At 41.3% G+C, this 16,444-nt stretch carries 13 protein-coding genes and 1 pseudogene; 3 read left to right on the plus strand and 11 right to left on the minus strand.

What is annotated here, in order from left to right; translation table 11 throughout:
- Window positions 1-2,770, minus strand: a 2,770-nt coding sequence (locus tag PHR02_RS10135; RefSeq protein ID WP_299991769.1) for a tetratricopeptide repeat protein, incomplete at its 3' end; no start/stop codon positions are given.
- 163 nt (window positions 2,771-2,933) lie between these two features.
- Here PHR02_RS10135 and PHR02_RS10140 point away from each other — a divergent pair.
- The 3 genes from PHR02_RS10140 to PHR02_RS10150 all read left to right on the plus strand — a co-directional run bounded on the left by PHR02_RS10140 (window position 2,934) and on the right by PHR02_RS10150 (window position 5,702).
- A complete protein-coding gene (locus tag PHR02_RS10140) occupies window positions 2,934-3,368 on the plus strand; it encodes a type II toxin-antitoxin system prevent-host-death family antitoxin (RefSeq protein ID WP_299991771.1) in 435 nt (144 codons plus the stop codon).
- Window positions 3,369-3,477: 109 nt separating this feature from the next.
- Window positions 3,478-4,716 (plus strand): M18 family aminopeptidase, encoded by a 1,239-nt coding sequence (locus PHR02_RS10145; protein ID WP_299991772.1) that lies wholly within the window; start codon window positions 3,478-3,480, stop codon window positions 4,714-4,716.
- Window positions 4,716-5,702 carry a HAMP domain-containing sensor histidine kinase gene (locus tag PHR02_RS10150; protein WP_299991774.1) on the plus strand — a complete coding sequence of 329 codons (987 nt, stop codon included), beginning with the start codon at window positions 4,716-4,718 and terminating at the stop codon, window positions 5,700-5,702. Before PHR02_RS10145 ends, PHR02_RS10150 begins: the two co-directional genes overlap by 1 nt.
- On the opposite strand, the gene PHR02_RS10155 is transcribed toward PHR02_RS10150, so the two are convergent.
- The 10 genes and pseudogenes from PHR02_RS10155 to PHR02_RS10200 all read right to left on the minus strand — a co-directional run.
- A complete protein-coding gene (locus tag PHR02_RS10155) occupies window positions 5,699-7,915 on the minus strand; it encodes an EAL domain-containing protein (protein ID WP_299991776.1) in 2,217 nt (738 codons plus the stop codon). The genes PHR02_RS10150 and PHR02_RS10155 overlap by 4 nt on opposite strands.
- Window positions 7,916-8,005: 90 nt before the next feature.
- Window positions 8,006-8,683: a YggS family pyridoxal phosphate-dependent enzyme gene (locus PHR02_RS10160; RefSeq protein WP_299991779.1), complete on the minus strand. Its 678-nt coding sequence runs from the start codon at window positions 8,681-8,683 to the stop codon at window positions 8,006-8,008.
- Window positions 8,680-9,732: an RIP metalloprotease RseP gene (rseP, locus tag PHR02_RS10165; RefSeq protein ID WP_299991782.1), complete on the minus strand. Its 1,053-nt coding sequence runs from the start codon at window positions 9,730-9,732 to the stop codon at window positions 8,680-8,682. The genes PHR02_RS10160 and rseP overlap by 4 nt, the downstream gene beginning before the upstream one ends.
- 1 nt (window position 9,733) lies before the next feature.
- Window positions 9,734-10,282, minus strand: a complete 549-nt coding sequence (gene pgsA / locus PHR02_RS10170) for a CDP-diacylglycerol--glycerol-3-phosphate 3-phosphatidyltransferase (RefSeq protein ID WP_299991785.1) — start codon at window positions 10,280-10,282, stop codon at window positions 9,734-9,736.
- Window positions 10,283-10,417: 135 nt separating this feature from the next.
- Window positions 10,418-11,194, minus strand: a complete 777-nt coding sequence (locus PHR02_RS10175) for an enoyl-ACP reductase (RefSeq protein WP_299991788.1) — start codon at window positions 11,192-11,194, stop codon at window positions 10,418-10,420.
- Between the two features lie 3 nt (window positions 11,195-11,197).
- Complete coding sequence (gene dapA, locus PHR02_RS10180; RefSeq protein ID WP_299991791.1) at window positions 11,198-12,091, minus strand: 4-hydroxy-tetrahydrodipicolinate synthase; 894 nt, start codon at window positions 12,089-12,091, stop codon at window positions 11,198-11,200.
- Complete coding sequence (locus PHR02_RS10185) at window positions 12,088-13,389, minus strand: pitrilysin family protein (protein ID WP_299991793.1); 1,302 nt, start codon at window positions 13,387-13,389, stop codon at window positions 12,088-12,090. The genes dapA and PHR02_RS10185 overlap by 4 nt, the downstream gene beginning before the upstream one ends.
- The gene (locus PHR02_RS10190) at window positions 13,386-14,444 is read right to left on the minus strand and encodes a quinone-dependent dihydroorotate dehydrogenase (RefSeq protein WP_299991795.1); all 1,059 of its coding nucleotides are present in this window, start codon (window positions 14,442-14,444) and stop codon (window positions 13,386-13,388) included. The genes PHR02_RS10185 and PHR02_RS10190 overlap by 4 nt, the downstream gene beginning before the upstream one ends.
- Window positions 14,445-14,507: 63 nt before the next feature.
- The gene (locus PHR02_RS10195; protein WP_299991798.1) at window positions 14,508-16,223 is read right to left on the minus strand and encodes an ABC transporter transmembrane domain-containing protein; all 1,716 of its coding nucleotides are present in this window, start codon (window positions 16,221-16,223) and stop codon (window positions 14,508-14,510) included.
- Window positions 16,220-16,444: pseudogene (locus PHR02_RS10200) on the minus strand (cysteine--tRNA ligase); the annotation flags it as partial. The gene PHR02_RS10195 and the pseudogene PHR02_RS10200, both read right to left, overlap by 4 nt.

The following is a 16,444-nucleotide window of genomic DNA, read 5'->3' on the forward strand; positions in this document are numbered from 1 at the left end:
TAATTTCATTTAAATGTTTTTCATAATCAATTAAACTTGGATGTATATAGTCAAGTTTTTTTAAAATAGTAATCGATCGTATTGATGATTCTAATGCTTCATTGCATTGTTTTAGTGACATATGTACATATGAAATATTATTATGACTCATTGCAGTGTCGGGATGATTTTCACCTAATAATACTTTTCTAATTTCAAGTCCTTTTTGATGGAACTGTAGCGCTTTGCTTAATACTCCAGTATCATGATATAAACTTGCTAAATTATTATAAGAAGTTGCAGTGGCTGGGTGTAGTTCACCAAACATTTTAAGTCTTAATTCTAATGTCTTTAGATACAAAGCCAAAGCTTCATCGTATCCTTTCTTACTGTGATACGTGCATGCTAAATTATTGTAACTGATTAGTGTGTCAGGATGCTCTTCACCAAATAATTTTTCTCTAATTTCTAAAGCTTTTTCGTGGAAAAACAAAGCATTTTTATAATCTTTTGACTCTTCATATAAATTAGCCAAGTTATCATAGCTAGTGGCTGTTAGTTGATGGTTTTCACCAAGAATTTGTTTTCTTATTTTTAAAGAAGTTTCATATAGAGAAAACGCTTTTTTAAGATTTCTTATTGAACTATATAGAACACCTTGTAGGTTATAATTATTAGCTATTTCAACGGATTCGCAGCCAAAAAGTTCTAACCTCAGTTGTTCAGAATATGTTTGTATTTCAAGTGCTTTTAGATAATTTCCTGTCGAATAATGTAGAAGTGTTAGTGAATCCAATAGTTCTGCAATATGATTGCTTTTATGGTTATCATAAAGATGTAATAATGAATCAATAATAGGAATAAAAGATAATTCATTATTGGCAATCAGTGTTGAATCTACCGGGTCAAGATAGCGGGTAATAGTATCAATTATAGGAATGACATTGTCATAATGAAGAGCATAATTATCCCATAAAAATGTTTTAATAATCTGATGGAGTTTATAGCTATTTTCTTTTTTTGTTATCCATCCTCGTTGTACGAGCTTTGCTAAATTTTTTTTTGTATTTTCGTCTGAGATACATCGAAGTAATTTTTCCTCTTCGATTTCTATCGATGGTAAAGTAGAAAGCTGTTGAAGGAGTAGTTTTAAGTCGGGGTTTTGTTCTTCTTCGAATTGGCGTTTAAATCGTTGTTCAAGATGTTTATCAAAGCTTTTTTCATCATGTGCTTCAATTTTTCCTATCTGACCATTTTTGATGTTTTCTCTGAGTTCTTCTAATGTCAAATAATCTGATGCAAGTGTTTTTGCCGTGAGATAAATGAACAGTGAATGGTTGTCGAGATAGTTGAGAACATCATCAATATTCTCTTCTGTAGGATAGTATCTAACAAAAAGTGCTCTTGCATCCTTATCTGATAAAACTTCGAGAGGGAGACTATAGCGAGTTTCTAAATCACTACGACGTGTTGTAATGAGAAGATCAAAATTGGTATTGAGAGCTTTGATTTTTTCAAAATCTTCACGGTTTTGTAGATTGTCAAGTAAAAGGAGATTTTTAGTTTTGAGGCCTTGAAGTTTTTTAATAATGGAATCAAGGTTATCATTTTCTGAAAGAGCAAATCGGTCTTTAAATTTGATACGAAACAGTTCTTCAATAGACGTTTTTTCATCAGAGAACTCTAAAAAGGCAATGTTGTTATATCGCGCTTTATTTCTATGTAAATATTCATAAGAGAGTTCACTTTTCCCGACACCGCCAATACCATTAACAACATAAACCATCCCCTCATTTGTGAGAGTGTCTTCTAATTTTTTTAATTCATCTACACGCCCTAAAAAGTTTTCATTTCTTGGGGGTAGGCTTGTTAAATAATCTGCATTATTTTTAGTAGGAATTGATGTAACGGATGGAAGTCTTTCTATTGATTCACTGGTGGTGGGTATTAATGATTTGATTTTGTCAATTAAGGGTTGACCATAATTTTCAAAGGAAATAGGAATTATTTTACCTTTTAATTTATCAGGAAGTTGAGAACCTTGGCGCAGTAAGACATAATGTTCACTTGAATTACCGTCAAAAATAGCACAGATTTTTTCGAGTTCATTAACAAAAAATTCATCGTCTAAGCTATATCCGATAAATAGAAAGCTTTTACTTGCTAAGAAGGTTAGTAACGCAGTATATGCGGCTTTAAATTCGCTATTTGCATTATTATCATAGAGTTTGTTATAACTTTCAGTAGTTAAAACTAAATTATCGATATGCTCAATATGACCATGTAAATGCCATACAGTTGGTTTTAAAACACCATCTCGTAAAGCTTTACCTTGCTCACTTATGGATTGTATATCCCAATATGCTGTATCAGAAGGGCTATTTGATGCCCAATGCAAAACTTTGTCGTAATTGGTGGTGATTATGAGGTTTTGTTCAAGTTCCCAAATGGTTTTTGGAAGGGAGAGAGACACTTGATCGGCTTCGGATGAGTGTTTGTCGAAAATCTCTTTTAGTTGTTCATTGAATGATTGTTTTGAAGGATAGAACTCTTTTATTTTATCTGCTACTTCGAGGTAATCAAATTTTGAAAGTCTAAAATATCCGTTTATAAAATTTGCTTCGTCGGTTAGTCCTGATTGATCCAAATTATTTGCAAATTGTTTTAAAAGTTCTGACCAACTTGGAAAAAGTTGGTTTCCATCATTGTTTTTGATAGCCATCGATACACCTGCACCGACAAAAGGGATCACTTTTTTCTCACTAAGCAGTCGTTTGAGTTTTACTTCCATTCTTATCCTAAAGTGATTAAAAAATTAAAATTATTTATTAATAGCGTAACAGATTTTATGTTAAATATTACTTCTTTAAGCGATATATTTTTTATGTCAAAATGGCTATTGGAGAGTATCATCAAGTATTTGTTATAATATTTTACATTTGTAGGAGGTTATTATGGCTGAATACCAATCCATTATCACCATCAACCCTCAAATTTGTTCGGGTAAACCTACGATTCGCGGAATGCGAATCAGTGTCTATGATATCCTCGATATGCTCGCGAACAAGATGAGTTTTACCGATATAATCGAAGACTTTCCCGAACTTACCGAAGAGGACATACTCGCGGCATTGTCGTATGCGGCGGACGCACAACTTGATTTCGAAAACCTAATCGAGCAAGTCACACTGACAAACGAGCCGATTTTCATCAGTGGGAATAACAATCAAACGGCTGTTTTGATCTCAGAGGCAATGTGGGAAGAGATTCAAGAACGTATGGATACGATGTTTACTGCCGAAGATGAAGCGGCATTTGCAAAAGCGATGCAAGAGAAACAGCAAGGTCAAAGCATTAGCTTTGAAGAACTCAAATGCAAGAACTATTAGATGGTCGTGGTGATATTTATAAATAAGATTATGACTGAAAAATCTTATCATTTTCCCGACGTCGGGAAAATGATAAGAGGTTATTTTTTGAATTAAAGGACAAAGGCTAATGCGCGAATTTAACGAAGAACTGATCAATTTTATCGATGCGTCTCCGACTCCGTTTCATGCGGTAGCATGGATTCAAAAAGCATTGGAGTGTCGTGGGTTTATCCAGCTGGCTGAAGATGAGACGTGGAACCTCGAAGAGGATAAAGACTACTACGTTACCCGTAATGATTCCTCTATCATCGCCTTTACCTATCCGCCGTGTGATGAAAAAGGGTATACCATCGTAGGTGCTCATACCGATTCACCCCATTTGCGTCTCAAACCTAATCCTCTGACCACTTCCGCAGGGGTAAAACGGCTCGGAGTCGAACCATATGGCGGAGTGTTGCTGAATCCGTGGTTTGATCGTGATTTGGCGTTAGCGGGTCGTGTCGTGTATCTGGAAGGGGAGGTGCGTAAAGAGGCGTTGATCAACATCGATAGAGCCATCGCTTTTATCCCCTCTTTGGCTATCCATCTCGATCGTGAAGCCAACAGTTCCCACTCGATCAATGCCCAGAATGATATTATCCCCCTCATAGCGACGGGAGAGATCGATATTGATACTTTTATCCTCTCTCAGATTCAAGCCGATACGACGGGGCTCACTCTTTTGGCGCATGAACTTAGTTTTTATGATCTACAAAAAGGGTCATTTGTCGGGGTCAACGGCGAATTTATCACCAGTGCCCGTTTGGATAATCTCCTCAGCTGCTATGTTGGGATGAATGCACTGCTCGAAACCACCTATCCGATGATGTTGGCGTGTATGGATCACGAAGAGGTTGGGAGTGAATCTCATGTCGGGGCAGGGGGGACGTTTGTGGAGGAGACATTGCGACGGATTGCGGGGGAGAGTTTCACAACGCTCATGCGCCGCTCACTCATGGTTTCATGTGATAATGCTCATGCACAGCATCCGAATTTCCCGAGCAAACATGACGCAGAACACGCTCCGATTTTGAATCAAGGGGTTGCAATCAAGATCAACTCTAATCAGCGTTATGCAACTTCTGCACGGACACAGGGACGGTTTCTACAGTGTGCTAGGGCATTGCATGTCTCTGTCCAAACCTTTGTTACCCGAAGCGATATGGGGTGCGGTAGTACCATCGGGCCTATCACATCAACACGGCTGGGTGTTGAGACGATCGATGTAGGGGTTCCGACGTTAGGGATGCACTCGATTCGTGAGCTCTCAGGGATTAGCGATGCTTATGGCTTATATCGTATTTTAGTCCATGTGGGTGATTTTTAATGTCTGAGGCTATATCTCCCTTAGAACTAAAAGCCCTTATCGATCAAACCTACAAAGTCGAAGAGGAGTATGTATCTCTTCGCCAATCGTACAATCATCTTCAAAGTACGATTGAACAGGTGATTGAGTTTTTACCGAACGCGATTTGGATTGTTGAGACGGATGGTTCCATTTTTTTACGAAATTCTCAGGCAAATGCTTTGAACGCTTTGTTTGAGACACTCCGATTTGGTGAAGAAGATTATGAAGCACATTTTGAAGATCGTTCGTATCTGATTAAATCGGCTCATCATAATGAAAAATATCTCTTTAGCGCGACCGATATCACGGAACAAAAACGGAAAGAAAATCTGGCAACTATGGGGCAGATGGCGGCACATTTGAGTCATGAAATCCGAAATCCTGTCGGTTCTATTGCACTTTTGGCATCCACACTTTTAAAAAAAGTTATCCCTGAAAACCGTCCTATTGTAGAAGAGATTCAAAAATCACTTTATCGGATTGAGAGGATTATCAAAGCAACATTGATGTTTTCAAAAGGGGTAAGCGCTCAAAAAAATCGACTTCGTTGGGGACAAATACGTGAATCATTGATAAGTGCCATCGGTTATTACAGCTATGCCAAAAATATCGAGTTTGTATTTCCTCAAGAGGATTTTGAACTCTTTGGGGATTTGGACTTATTAACAATGTTGTTTTCAAATTTTGTTTTTAATGCCATTGATGCTATTGAATTAGATGATGAAGATGAGGGGAAAATCGAAATCACGCATACAAAAACGAAAGAGATTCATATCTTCGAAATTTACGATAGCGGCATTGCGATCGAAAATAAAAAGTGGCTTTTTGAAGCTTTTAAAAGTACGAAAGAAAGAGGTAATGGATTAGGACTGGTGCTCTCAAAAAATATCGTTGAATCGCACGGCGGAGAGATTACACTGTGTGAGGGCGAACGAAAAGGTTTTCGTTTCACCTTAGTGCTCTAAAGGGGTTTTGGCTCTCCTAGGTAATATCCTTGGAGATAGTCTACCCCTAATTCTTTGCATTTGTTATAGACTGCTTCAGAATGGACAAATTCGGCAACGGTCTTAAAACCAAGTCGTTTTGAAAATTCACTTACTGCGATTAAAATAGTTTGAGCATTGCTATCGGTATCGATATTACGGATTAGGGAACCATCAATTTTTAAAATATCGACATCAAGACGGAGAATATGAGCAAAATTAGAATATCCAGTACCGAAATCATCGATAGCGATACGGCATCCAAACCGTTTTACTTCTGCGATAAAGGACGATACTTCATGATAATTTTCGATCCCTTCACTCTCTAAAAGTTCGAAAATAATTCGTTTAGCATGGGTAGTAGTACGAAGTTTTTGCATTAAAAAGTTTTTGGTCGGACTATCGAAAATATCATCAACAGAGAGATTAATAGAATAAGAATGAGGTGTAGTTTCGAGCATTTTAAAGACTTCATCGATAACAAAATGGGAAATAAAGGGGTAAAGACGCGATTGTTTTGCTGCAGGGAGAAAGTAGCTCGGAGAAATCGTTGAGCCATCCTTATCAATCATTCGAATCAGTGCTTCGTATTCGACCAAATCACCACTCTTAGCATCAATAATAGGTTGATAGTGGAGAGCAAAACGTTTTTCTTCAATAGCTTCTTTAACCTTTTTACTCCATAAAATATTGTGTTGATACTCTTGTTTTATTTGCATTGTTTCATCATAAAGCATGTAGCTCAAATGACGCTTTTTTGCTGATTTAAGTGCCATGTCGGCATTTGCAAGGATATTAATAGTATTGATTGTTTTACGGCTATTATAGGCAATATCAATCCCCATGGTTAAGGTGACATAAATACTTGCTCCGTGCAAGTCGTAGTTTTGGGATTGAAGATGATGAACAATCGCAAGACGTGATGTTTCAAGCTGCATTGAACTCATAGGCTCAATAATGGCGATAGCATACTCATCAGAAGGCATTTTATAGAGTAACATAGGGAGTTTTTCAATGGCGATTTCAATCGATTTTCCGAGTGCTAATAGGGTTTCATCACCAACAGAATGACCGTAGAAATCATTAATTTCTTTAAAATTATCGATATTTAAAAGGATTAGTGCATGAAAATGGTTGGCATGGATATCACGAATGAGAGCATTACGATTAGGGAGAGACGTGAGATGATCGGTGTGAAGCTGCTGGATCAGTTTTTCATTAAGTTCTCGGGTGACTTGTGCATCTTTATTAATTCGACGAATGAGAATTTGAAAACCGTAGTGAAGCACAATCCAAACTATTGTGAGTAAAACTGCACTAAAAACGAGAAGATTCCGCATCTCATTTTTATACGCTTCGACATCCTTTGTGATATCAAAAGCACAGGTCATCATTGCAATGGTTTCGTTTTGGTAATTGGTTAGTGGACGTGATGCGATAACGTACTCAGCTTTATCAATTGTATAACGATTGCTTTCATTAAAATTAAAATCTGATGGAAGGTGATTAAAAAGAGAATCGTTTGAGGAAACAAGCGAATATCCTTGATAATTAATGTGTTGAGCATCTGGCATTAAATTTTTAATTTTTTTACTGTCAAATGCGATAGCACTTTTGATTCCTGAATGGGCATCGAGACGTTTTTGAACGCGGTTGATATTGGCAACGGTCTGAATAATACCGATAAAAGTGTTGTCTTTGAAAATCGGGATAATGGTAACGACAGCGACGTCGAAAAGGGTTACGTCAAGAGTAGTGATAGGCTTGCGTGTTTTAATCGCGTAGGCTAATACGGGGCGTTTATGTAAAATATTATCACCAAATTGTTCCGGTTTTTGAATGCGTAAAAAATGATTTCCATTGGCACTGATAAATCCACTCGTATCGACTTCACCACGACGTTTTGCATTGTTAAAGTAAGGGAGGGTGAGTTGGTGTAGTTTTTTTCGATCTTGTGCTGCAAAAGCGTCAACGATCTCACGGTTTCCGGCAAGTGTGTAGGCTAAATCATTTAACCCTTTTTGGGTATCGAGTATCGCTAAATCAAAAGAATTTCGTAGTAATGCGCGGTGTGCTGAAGTTTTTTCTTCGAGAACTTGTTGTTTATTTTGAATAATGGTTACCAAAAAAACAATAATAAGCAAGACAATAAGCGCCAATGCATAAAGTGTTGCTCGTTGTTTTGTCTTCTTCACCGGTAACCTTTTGGATATCACTATTTGTCAAGATTATATCACAGGATAGGGATAAAGTGCTATAAAAATACCCTATAAAAGGGGGAGTATTTAGATTTTAGGGAAGAGAATTGAGCCCAAACGGATGAGATTAGAACCATATTCGATCGCCATTTCAAAATCACCGCTCATCCCCATGGAGCAAATCGAAGCATTTGGTAATGTTTCATAAATACGGCGAGTCGTTTCAAAGCTTTTTCGAATCAGAGCAGTATCTTCCACATGGGCTCCGATACTCATCACCCCTTGTAAGTGCAAACGGGGACATTCTTGCATGATTTGAGCGTATTTTTCATTGATCTCTTCAGGGTAGAAGCCACTTTTGGTGGCTTCATAGGCGGAATTGATTTGAACTAGTGCCCGAAGATTCATATTTTCACGTTCTAAACGTTCATTAAGTGCATGTGCCAGTTCCAATGAATCGATGGAATGGAGTAGGTGAGGGTGGGCACTTAGAAGTTGATTGATCTTATTCTTCTGTAGGGTCCCGATAAAATGCCATTCGATTGGGAGCTCGTCTAAGGCTTCACTTTTACTTACGAGGTCTTGGACTTTATTTTCACCAAAAGCCCGCTGACCGATTGCATAAAGACTACGGATAGCATCTGCATCCACGTATTTACTCGCAGCGACAATTTTAACGATGTGATGGTTATTAACACGTAAACGGGCTTTTTCAACGCGCTCGATAATACGATCGAATGAGAGTTTCTGTTCTAAAAGTGTCATTGTATTAACCTCATAATGTCATTATAAAGACCTAAGGTCATTAGCCCTAAAAGAAGAACCCATCCTCCGATGGTAAGTTTGGTAATCACCGCTTCACTAGGAGCTTTACGGCGGATCATCTCATAGAGGTTAAACATGATGTGTCCCCCATCGAGGGCAGGGATAGGGAGGAGGTTTAGGACTCCCAGATTGACTGAAATGAGGGCAGAGAAAAAGAGGAGTGACATCCAACCATACGCCGTTGCATCCGCCGTAATTTGGACGATACTCACGACACCGCCCACCTCTTTGGCTGGGACGACACCGGTGAGGAGTTTTTGGACGCTTTGGAAAATCAAAAAGGAGGTTTCATAGGTTTGTTTGGATGCGTAGGTGATCGTTTCACTGAAACTTAGATCGAGCGTGTGGGTAATACCTGCGGGAGCGATACCCACCATCCGTTGTTGAATTTTTTCTTTAAAGAGATTAGTGGTTTCACTGATACGCGGTGTTAGGCTGATGAAGCTTTGAGTACCGTTTCGATCCACTGTCAATGTTAGTGTCCCTTGAGAGGTTTTAATCGATTCGGAAAGTTCATCCCATGCCGTAATACTTTTTCCATTGATCGAGAGAATTTTATCCCCATTTTGGAGTCCTGCTTGGTGTGCCGGAGATTCCGGGACGATTTTACCGATAACAGGAGAGAGCGCTTGCGGCCCCCCTAGTGCGATGGCATAAAAAAAGACCCATGCTAGGGCAAAGTTAGCCAGTGGGCCTGCTAGGAGGATAATGATTCGTTGCCACGGTTTTTTAGCGGTGTAGCTGTCATTATCACTGCTGATGGCGGTTGGATCGGAATCATCTTGCCCTTTCATTTTCACATATCCGCCTAGCGGTATGGCTGAGATTTGCCACTGGGTGCCGATCCACTGAAAGGAGAAAAGTTTTTTCCCAAAACCGATACTGAACACTTCGACATACACACCGAAAAAACGTGCGGCGCTGTAGTGACCGAGTTCATGAAAGAAGATAAGGGCTGAAAGGACGAGAAGTGCAACTAACCAAGACATATTACATTTTTCCTTTATACGCTTTAGCAAAACCGACGAGGTACTCTGCACCCGAATAGACGGTCAGGGCAACGGCAATCCAAAGAAAAACATCCGCCAGTGGCCAATGCATCAGTAAAAACCCGATGGCGATCATTTGGGCAACCGTTTTCACTTTACCCGCCATAGAGGCACTGACATCGATCCCCTCAGACATGGAGAGGGTTCGAAGACCCGTGATAAAAAGCTCACGAACGATGATGATGTAGATTGCCCAAGCCGACGCGGCACCGCTCATCATAAGCCCCAAAAACGCGGCGAGGGTGAGCATCTTATCCGCAAGTGGATCGAGAATCTCTCCGACGATGGTGATTTGACCCAGTTCACGAGCAACGTATCCATCGAAAAAATCGGTCGTACTGGCGATGACGAAAAGCAATGTCGCAATGTAATAGCTCCAGCTGACATGCCATCCCATATCCGTTATGATTTGTGGATTGAGGATGATCCAAAACATCACCGGAGCGATGAGGAGGCGGATAAATGCTAAGATATTGGGAATGTTAAACACTAGTAGTCCATTATTGATTTTTTTTAAGTTCATTTGGCAGAGGATTTTAAAAAGGCGCAAGCGCCGTGAGCCCTCTGCTGAAGAGAACTCAGTGTTAACGTAGCATAGGAGATTTTATTCCTGATGCGTTTAAATTTAACGGAATGTAGTCCCACCGTCAACAATGATCGTTTGTCCGGTAATCCAGCTTGCTTCTTCGGTGCAGAGGAAATAAACAGCTCCTGCGATGTCGTTCGGGCTTCCCATACGGTTAAGGGCTGAGCGTTTGATCGTTTCGGCTTTTACCTCTTCGTAGTTGGTAAATGCTTTAAGGGCGTCGGTGTCGATTGGTCCACCTGATACGGCGTTGACACGGATGTTCATCTCTCCGAGTTCGACTGCCGCGTAGCGTGCCATCGCTTCTACAGCGGCTTTATTGGTTCCGTGACCGGCGTAGTTTTCGATGTAGATGAGATTACCGGTACTTGACATGGTGACAACTGCACCGCCGCCCACTTTTTCCATCCGTTTTGCCGCTTCTTGGGTTCCGACGACGAAAGCGTTGACGGTTGCGGTATAGATGTTGTTCAAACCACGTGGTTTGAGACGCATAAATTTACCGTATCCGCCGACGACCGGACGACCGTAGATCATCGCATTGCTGACGAAAAAATCGATACGGTCGAAATCGGCATCAATCGCTTCAAAGAGAGGTTTAAACTCATCCGGCTCTAAAATATTGAGAGGGTAAGAACGGGCTTTGACACCGTATTTATTTTCTAATTCTTGGGCCAAAATAGCGGCTGTTTCACCGTTAGAGTTGTAGGTAAATGCAATATTGACACCCTGTTGTGCAAATTTTTCAGCGATGGCTTGTCCGATCCCTTTGGTGGCTCCGGTGATTACGAGTGTTTTACCCTTCATATTTGACATTCTTTATGCTCCTGCGATGGTATAATTTTTGAGTACGGTTTCGAGTTTTTTCATATTCTCAGTGCTTGGTGCGACGAGAGGGAGACGATACTCGAGGGTATCGATGAGCCCAGCGATGTACATTGCCGCTTTGATCATGACGGGGTTGGCTTCTAAAAAGAGAGCTTTATTGATCGGGAAAAGGTGATCGTTGAGTGCTCTTGAGCCGCTGAAATCACCGGATAATGCTTTTGCTACGAGTTGACTTTTTAAATCAGGTAAAAGATTAGAGGTAACCGAGGTGATACCTGCACCGCCGCACGCGAGAATGGCGTAATCGATCGCATCATCTCCACTAAATACTTTTAGCTCTGGTCTGCGAGAGAGGAGTTCGATGGTGCGTTCGATACTCCCTGTCGCCTCTTTAATTCCGTAGATATTTGGAACATCATCAAATAAGCGAATAACGGTATCGGCACTGATATCGACTATGGTGCGTCCAGGGACGTTATAGAGCATAAACGGCAATTCCGGAACCGATTCGGCAATGGCTTTATAGTGCTGATAAAGACCCTCTTGGGAGGGCTTGTTGTAATACGGAGCAACGGAAAAAATAGCGTCAACTCCACACTCTTGAGCCGTTTTCGCCGCTTCGATCGCTTCGGCGGTGGAGTTGCTTCCTGCTCCTGCAAGGACTTTAGTAGAGGTTCCCTTGCAAACTTTTACGGCAATCTCCATACAAATACGGTCTTCTTCATAGGTCAGGGTTGCGCTTTCACCGGTTGTTCCGACGGGGCAAACGGCGTTAATACCATTATTGATTTGTCGTTGAATAAGTTCCGCGTATTTTTGCTCATCGAGTTTTCCGTTTTTAAACGGGGTGATGAGGGCGGTCGTTGATCCTGTTACTAGATTCATTTTTTTCCTTTTCGTAGGATTATCGTTGTTGATTTTTCGGGAATTAGGTACTGTGCTGCCACTTTTTGGATCTCTGCAGGGTTTAATGCCTCAATCGTTGCTTCGTAGTTTATCAGAGGTGCTATATCTCCGCGAGCGAGATAGCTGCCGAACAAATCGGCGACTGAAGTTGAGCTCTCCAATGAGTAGATAAAATCGGATTTTGTGTTGATTTTTACTTTGTCCAGTTCTGCTTTATCTACGGGCTTCTTTTGGAGAGTATGGATCACATTCCAAATCTCTTTTTCCACCTCTTCGGCTTTCACTCCGTTGTTACATACTGCTAAAAAGAGGAAAACACCCGGATCGATGTTTTCCATATTGTAGGCATAAACCTGATTTACCAACCGTTTTTCGTCTACTAATAAACGGTTTAGGCGTGAACTTTTCCCAGAACTGAGCATTTCACTCAAGGCAGAGAGTTTAGGCTGATCGGCGTGTTGAAAATTCGGGATAGGGAAGCTGATAGCGAGCATCTCGACTTCACTCTCTTTGATTACTTCAACTCGGCGTGCGCCGTCTTGTTCAGGCTCGATCACTTTTTTCACCGGAATGTCGAGGGTGTTGGCAACATTTCCGAAGTGTTTTTCAGCTTCTTCGAAAACTTTTGCCGGGTTGATATCACCCGTTACGATCAAAATGGCATTTTTCGGCTGATAGTAGGTTTCATGAAAAGAGCGGATATCTTCTAATGTCCATGTTTGGATATCGTTCATAAATCCGATTGGTGTCCAGTGGTAAGGGTGATAAACGTATGCGCTGTTAAAAAGGCGAAAATAGAGATACCCCATCGGATTGTTATCGGTTCTCCAACGGCGCTCTTCGGCAACGACGTTACGCTCAGGTTGGAATTCTTCGTCTTTGAGGTTAAGATTTTGCATCAGTTCCGAAAAAAGCGAAAGGGATTTCCCCAGATTTTCACTGCTGGATTTGATGTAATAGTGGGTGAAATCAAATCCCGTTGAGGCGTTATTCATTCCCCCGACACTTTTTACCTCTTCGTCAAACTCGCCCGCTTTGAGGTTTTTTGTCGATTTGAAATTCATGTGCTCTAACATATGGGCGATTCCGCTTTTCCCCATCACTTCGTTACGACTTCCCACTTTATAGAAAATGTCGGTGGAGATAACTTGTGAAGCGTTATCCATCGGGATGGCAACGACTTGCAATCCGTTGGAGAGAATTTTCGTTTCATAATGAGGGAGCGATGAGGCCATAAGGGTTCCTAGAGACAAAATTGTTGCAATGAGGATTTTCATTGCCGATCTGCACCGATTGCTTCAATGATCGAGGTGAAACCGTCCGATGCCAATAAATCGATTAAACCGCTGTTGATCTCTTCGATCACTTCAGGACCTTTGAAAATCAATGAGGTATAAATCTGAACCAGTGAAGCACCGGCACGAATGCGACGATAAGCCTCTTCGGGAGTACTTATCCCCCCGACACTGATGAGGGTTGTTTTGCCATAAAGCTCACGTGCAATCGCATCAAAGAGATAAAAACTGCGCTCACGCAACACTTCACCACTTAGCCCCCCGATATCTTCAGGTTCACTGACGAGAGAGTAATCGATAGTAGTATTGGTTGCGATGATTCCATCAGCTCCGCTCTCAACCGCATGAACACAGAGTGCTACGGCTTGATCTTCGTTCATATCTGGGGCGATTTTGAGGAGAATCGGTTTGTTGGTGAGCGCTTTAGCTTCGGCAAAAAGCTGGCTGATAAACGCTTCGTTTTGGAGATCGCGCAACCCCGGAGTATTTGGTGAAGAGATGTTGATAACCATATAATCGGCGTACTCGTGGAGTGCTTTGATAAGGGTGGTGTAGTCTTTGATCGCTTTATCATCAGGGGTGATTTTATTTTTACCGATATTGACACCGATAGGGGTGCTAAAAGGGTAAATGTTTTTGAGACGATGAGAGATGCGGAAAAGGCCGTCATTGTTGAATCCCATTGCATTTTGGAGGGATTCTTCTTCGATATGTCTCCACAAACGGGGGCGTGGATTTCCCTCTTGAGGTTTTGGGGTGAGGGTGCCGATCTCGGTGAAACCAAACCCCATCGACATAACGCCGTGAAACATTGTCGCGTTTTTATCAAACCCAGCCGCAAGACCGACAGGGTTTAAAAAGGTACGTCCAAAAAGCTCTTGGGCGAGGGAAGGGTGACTTACGAAATGTTTCGCCATCCAGCCGTTAAAGAGGGGGGGACAATAGCTTGCAGATGACAAAAGTCCAGCCGCAAGGGTATGAGCGCTTTCAGGTTGAAGTTTAAAAAGCCAGGGTTTTAAAGATTCGTAATCAAACATACCATCCGCCTCTTGAAGGGTTAAAATTGACGCGATTATACTCAAAAAAGGATTAATAGGGGATTATTCCCCCATTTTTCCTGCAAGACGGCGGTAATTCTCTGAAGTTTCGAGAAGCTCTTTATGGGTTCCGCGAGCGATAATATGCCCCTCTTCAAAATACAAAATCATATCAGCATGCTCAATTGTACTAAGGCGATGAGCGATAATCAGAGTGATTTTGTCTTGAGCGTACGATTGTAATGCTCCTTGGATACGCTTTTCGCTTTCGTTATCCAGTGCACTGGTGGCTTCATCAAAAATAAGGAGTGATGCGTGTTTATAGATGGCACGGGCGATAGCGATCCGCTGACGCTGACCGCCGGAAAGATTCGCACCGAACTCTTGCATGATGGTATGGATACCCTCAGGGAGTGCAGAAGCAAATTCGAGAGCATCCGCTTTTTGGAGTGAAATTTTCACCCTCTCTTCATCGATTTCAGCTCCATAGGCAACATTGGCGGCTAATGTATCTTGGAGGATGTAGACCCGCTGCGATACGGCGGCGATTTGATTGCGTAGCGAGTTTTGGGTGTACTCCCTGAGATCCAGTTGGTTCAGTGAGATGGTTCCCTCTGAGGGATCGTAAAAACGGAGTAAGAGATTAACAAGAGAACTTTTACCCCCGCCGCTTTGACCCACCAGCGCGACCGTTTGACCCGCGTTAATCGTAAGATTAATCCCATTAAGTGCGAGTTTTTCACCAAATTTGAGGGAAACATCCTTAAATTCGATCGATTTTACCGATTCATCAAGAGATAAAATGCCGTCTTTGACCTCATTTTCAATGTCGAAAATCTGAAAGACGCGCTCACTGGCGGCTTGGGCATCTTGAATTTTACTGTAGATTGCACTGACACGGCGAAGAGGTTGGAATACGAGTCCTACGGCTGTTAAAAACGCGGTAAATTCTCCGACACTCATAGCTCCGGAATAGACTTGTTGTCCTCCAACAAAAATAACAGTAGCCAGTCCGATTGCGGCGATGATTTCCATCAGTGGAGAGACCAATTCGCTCGTATAGGTTGTTTTCATATTGAGTTTGAAAAAGTGCTCATTTTCATCTTTGAACCGTGTGACTTCATACTTTTCGGTCGCATTGGCTTTAATGATTTCGCTATTGTTAAAGACTTCGGTCAATCGGGTCATTAAATCAGCATTTTTCTCTTGAGAACGATGTGATAGGCGTTTGAGCCGACGGGTAATTTTAAGTAAAGGAAATATGATCACCGGCATCACAAACAGTGCCCAAAATGCGAGTATTGCATTAAGATAAATAACATAGCCGAGCAAAGCAACTACCGTGAGACTTTCACGAATCAGTTCAGGCATCATAGTGGAAACAAAATACTGAATACGGGCGATGTCATTAGTAATTCGCGAAATCAGTTCACCGCTGCGGTTAGTATAGAGAAACTGCATATCCATACGGACGATTTTATCCAGTAGATTTTCACGTAAACGGGAGACAATGTGCATTCCGATATACGTATTGTAAACCGCTTGAAGATAGCGTCCGATGGATTTTATAATGTAGATCCCTACCAACAAGAAGGGGATAATATAGAGCATATCCGCCTCTTTTTTGATGAACATATTATCCATCAACGGTTGCATGATATGGGCTGTACCTGCAGTAGCGGTGACCGTTAATAATATACCGATCAAAACCATTGCATATTGAAATTTATACCCTTTTATGTAGGGCCAGTATCGTTTATAAATTTCGCTGAATTTCACTCCCGTATCTCCCAAAACGTTCCGCTAGCTGTATCCATAATTGATACTCCGAGTGCGGTGAGTTCATCACGGATGGCATCGGAAGCGGCGAAATCTTTGGCTTTTTTTGCGTCGGTACGCTGAGTGATTAAATCATCGATTTTTGCTTTTGCCGCTTCATCCAACCCAAATTGGAAATACTCATACGGGTTTTGGCTTCCAAATCCTAAAACGCTCTCGAT

Source organism: Sulfuricurvum sp., assembly GCF_028688295.1.
Classification (GTDB): domain Bacteria; phylum Campylobacterota; class Campylobacteria; order Campylobacterales; family Sulfurimonadaceae; genus Sulfuricurvum.